The sequence below is a fragment of the Enterococcus sp. E5-162 genome (assembly GCF_035725965.1).
Classification (GTDB): Bacteria; Bacillota; Bacilli; order Lactobacillales; family Enterococcaceae; genus Enterococcus_B; species Enterococcus_B lactis.
The window spans coordinates 1-4,418 of sequence record NZ_JAPRFV010000029.1; the positions used below are offsets into that span (position 1 = coordinate 1).

3 protein-coding genes are annotated in these 4,418 nt (G+C 32.4%); all 3 read right to left on the bottom strand.

Annotated elements, in window-relative coordinates:
* On the bottom strand, positions 1-1,156 hold a 1,156-nt coding region (locus OZZ83_RS14530; RefSeq protein WP_129977435.1), incomplete at its 3' end, for an MFS transporter.
* A gap of 2 nt (positions 1,157-1,158) precedes the next feature.
* On the bottom strand, positions 1,159-3,408 hold the full coding sequence (locus tag OZZ83_RS14535; protein WP_325066105.1) for an alpha-galactosidase: 2,250 nt from the start codon (positions 3,406-3,408) through the stop codon (positions 1,159-1,161).
* A 96-nt stretch (positions 3,409-3,504) separates the two neighbouring features.
* Positions 3,505-4,359 carry an AraC family transcriptional regulator gene (locus OZZ83_RS14540; RefSeq protein WP_002316743.1) on the bottom strand — a complete coding sequence of 285 codons (855 nt, stop codon included), beginning with the start codon at positions 4,357-4,359 and terminating at the stop codon, positions 3,505-3,507.
* Positions 4,360-4,418: the final 59 nt, after the last annotated feature.

A 4,418-nucleotide genomic window follows, 5' to 3' on the forward strand; every position in this document is an offset into this window, starting at 1 on the left:
CTCTAGTATTTTTTTTATTTGTCGCAAAAAATGTTACAAATAGGATCACAATAAATATTCCTGCGAATACAAAAAATGGAGCAGTCAAATTTGTACTTCTTGTTAGAAATTGTGCTAATTGCATAGCAATAGGAGCTATAAAATTACCAATATTACAGCCAATAAAAATCAATGAAGTAGCAAAATTAATTGTATTCTTTGTAGTGACTTTATCTAAGTTACTAAAGATAAATGGGAAGCACCATGATCCTGTTATACTTGATAAAAATAAACCTGTTAGCAGGAACGTCATATTACCGTTTGACACAGCAATTAACAAATTTGAAATTATAAAGAATATAATTCCCAAGTATAGGGTTCCTTTTCCTATCCACTTATTTATTGGTCCAAACATAAATCCTGCTAGTATTCCTAAGATAGGCATTAGAGCTAAATAGTTACTAGCATTAAAGTTTACCCCTTTAATTTCAGTTGCAATTGATGCAAATCGTACAGAAATAGCAATACTATTCATTACGAGTAAGATTGCAAATAGAACTAGGGCAAAAACCATTGGATTCATCTTTTCTTTTACATGATTTTCAGGTATGTCACTATTTTCATCTCTAATTTCAGGAACTTTTAGCGCGAATAAGAGAGCTACAGGAAACGCAATTGCATAGACTAAAAACGAAGCCGTCCAATTAATGTTCACTAAAACTCCAGCAAGAAAAATAAGGATTGTCTGACCTAAAGCTTCCATTGAATTTCTAATACCTAATAGCGTTGCTCTAGTATTGCCAGAGTATAAAGAGCTGATATATGTCACAGCCAATGAATTATATACTCCTAAACCGGCACCTAATATTACTCGACTAATAAGAACGGTTTGGAAGGTAGCTGTAAATACTGGAATAATTCCTCCTATACCAGCTAATAATAAACCTAAAATTATTGTCTTTTTCATTCCTATTCTTTTGGCAAAGTAACTAGATAATAAGATAAACAAAATAACAGTTATACTTGGTGCAGTTCCTAAAAGTTCACTTTGACTTTGTGATATCCCCAAAGACTGTTTCATTTGTGGAATAACACCATTAATTGCTTGAGAGCTTGTTAACATTAGTGAAATACTTAAGATTGCTCCTTTTTGAAGTAAGCTTTTTTGGTTATTCATCTCTACTTTTCCTCCTGTGTTATAACCCAAATCTTGGAATCAAAATCAAATGTTTCTGGGCGTCGATTCTGATCATTTATTTGTCCACTAGATGCATCTGAACAGACTAGTCCTGCTCTCATCAATTCCATTCCAGATCGCAAACTATTTTGTCCTACATTATAAAGTCCGTCATTATCTAACCCTTTTAATTTCAGTCGGCGGTAAGGAGCATTTACCTCATTTAATGTTTTATAATGAGCAACAATAGCCGTTTTCTTATCATGACTAACAACCATCCACGCGGTTTGATTATCATCATCGAATGGTGATAATAGTCTATAAAAAGTACCATTATGAATTATGGTTCTATATTTTTTATAAAAGGCAATTTGTTCTTTTACAATCCTCAAATCGCCTTCACTTAATTCATTTAAGTCAAGCTCATATCCAAATGCACCAAAAAAAGCTACATTTCCTCTAGTTTTTATAGGTGTTATACGGTTTGTTTGATGATTTGGAACAATTGATACATGAGCACCAATAGACGAAAGAGGATACAGCATACTAGTTCCATATTGAATTTTTAACCTTTCAATTGTATCTGAATCATCACTAGCCCAAGCTTGAGGTGCATAGTGAAGCATTCCAGGATCAAAGCGCCCACCACCTGATGAACAAGACTCAAATAGTATGTTAGGATATTTTGTTATAAGTTTTTCATATAAGCGATATACGCCTAGTACATATCTGTGGAATACTTCTCCTTGTTGATCTGCTGACAAGTGACTGTCAAATACATCAGTCAATGGACGATTCATATCCCACTTAATGTAATCTAAGTTTGATTCATCAATGATTTTACACATTTGATCGAAAATATTTTCAACAACCTCATCTAACCCAAAATTTAATACATATTGGTTCCTACCATGATTAGGTTTTCGATTAGGTGTAGAAATAATCCAATTCGGATGTGTGCGATATAACTCACTATCCTTATTCACCATTTCAGGTTCAAACCATAAACCAAATTTCATACCAAAACTACGAATTTTTTCTGAAAGGCTGCCGATTCCTCTAGGTAGTCTTTTAGGATTTACATGCCAATCTCCTAATCCTGCACAATCGTTTTCTCTTTCTCCAAACCAGCCATCATCTAATACAAATAATTCAATACCAACATCAAATGCTTTTTTAGCAATATTTACCAACTTTTCTTCGTCAAAATCAAAATATGTTGCTTCCCAATTATTAATTAAGACAGGACGGTCTTTTTCTCGCCACTTACCACGAGCTAAGCGTTTTCTAAATAGTTGATGAAAAGTTTGACTCATGGCATTTAAACCCTTACTTGAATAAACCAGAATCGCTTCTGGTGCTGTAAATATTTCTCCTGGATTGAGTTTCCAATTAAATCCAAATGGATTGATGCCAACTTGTAGTCTAGTAACATCCCATGTATCTACTTCTGCTTGAATTAAGAAGTTTCCTGAGTAAACTAGTGCTGCACCAATAGCTTCTCCTTGATTTTCATCAGTATTTTTTCTTTTTAAAGTAACAAATGGGTTATGCTGATGGCTTGAAATACCTCGAGTAGATTCGATTGATTGAATTCCTTGTTGTAAAGTACGCGACTTAATAGTTCTTTCTCTACCCCAAGCACCAGATAATTGTTGCCATTCATAATTTGCATCGGGTAAATCCAATGATAAACTGCTAATATTCTCGATTATTTGAATATCTTTTCCTTTATTCATAACTCGCGCGCTACGAGTAATAACAGGATAATCTCTATAAATTGTATATAATAATTCTACTTGAACATTTGTAACTGAATCTAAAATATAAACTTTCAATGTTTTGCTTTCATCATTATTATCAACATAGGTAGCAGGTAAACCTTCTAGTTTAGGTTTTCCTTCTTCCACTTCGTACCCTTGATAGACAAAATCTGATAAGCGAGAGCCATTTTTCTGTAGTAATGAAATAGCAGGATGTCTAAAATCTGTTGTACCATATTCAGGAAATTCTTGTTTTAAGTGCTCTAACGAATATAGCAAATCGTTTTCATTTCTATAGGTTGTCATAGGCCGATGATGCATCTCAATTAGATGACTATAGTCATTATCTGGTAAGTTCTCACCATAATATAAATGCAATAATTTACCATCTTCCGATATCTTAAAAATGTAACTTATCTCCTGATTAAACAAATGAAATTGTTGGTTTTCTGATCGATAAATAATATTCATTTCATTATCCTTATACATAAGCTCTCCTCCGTTTCTTTATTGCATTATAAAAAACGCTCACATAAATAGTAAGCGTTTAAAGTAACGAATATTTATCAAAATCAAATGTTTAGTTTATTCACCATTAATGATTCCTAGACCTAATCTACGTTTTCGATATACTCCCGGTGAAACACCATTTGCTTTCTTAAAGGCTTTAGAAAAAGATTGTACTGTTGAGAATCCTATCTTGTCACTGATTTGCTGGATTGAATATTCAGTTGATGATAACAGATCGTTTGCAATAGAAATTTTGATTTCACTAATATACTCTTTTATTGATATTCCCATATCATTCTTAAACAATCGTGATAAATAATTTTCGTGTATCGATAGACTGACAGCAATATCTTTAACAGATAATTTTTGATACGCATTCTCACGTATTATTTCAATTGTTTGACGAACAAAAGGATTCATCTTTTTAGTAATTATCCCTTCGTTCAGATAACTAGCTGAATTTAAGAGGAGTTCTAAAAATTTATAAACTTGTTTTTGTCTGGACAATTCACTGACTAGATTGTCCTGATCATACGATAAAGTTTCAAAAATTAATCCTTTAAATGAATTTAAATTTTCGACTTTAAAGGTAAGATGATTCTTTCCAACACCAATTTCTTTTAGATAGTATTCTACAAGATTGCCACTTAAACCCAACCATACATATGACCACGGATTTTTTTCATCTGCTTGATAAAAAGTAGATACTCCTGGTGGGATAACAAATCCTTGGCCTTTCTTCAGAAAATATTTTTGATCATTAATTGAATAATAGCCTTCACCTTCTAGCAATATGTGTATTAAGTATTGTTCTCGAATAGCTGGTCCAAAACTATGTCTAGGTTCTGTTTTTGAATACCCACAAAAATTAAAGTAACAATCTTTCAGCTGAGTGTTAGGTTCTGTTACTAAATATAGAGAATTTTCCATATCCACCCTCCTATGTTAGATTTGGATAATTTTTGTTTTATTATGTTTATATTATTACA

Excerpts from the sequence above, each read along its gene's own strand:
- OZZ83_RS14535 (WP_325066105.1), bottom strand. The coding sequence starts at position 3,408 with ATGTATAAGGATAATGAAATGAATATTATTTATCGATCAGAAAACCAA.
- OZZ83_RS14540 (WP_002316743.1), bottom strand. The coding sequence starts at position 4,359 with ATGGAAAATTCTCTATATTTAGTAACAGAACCTAACACTCAGCTGAAA.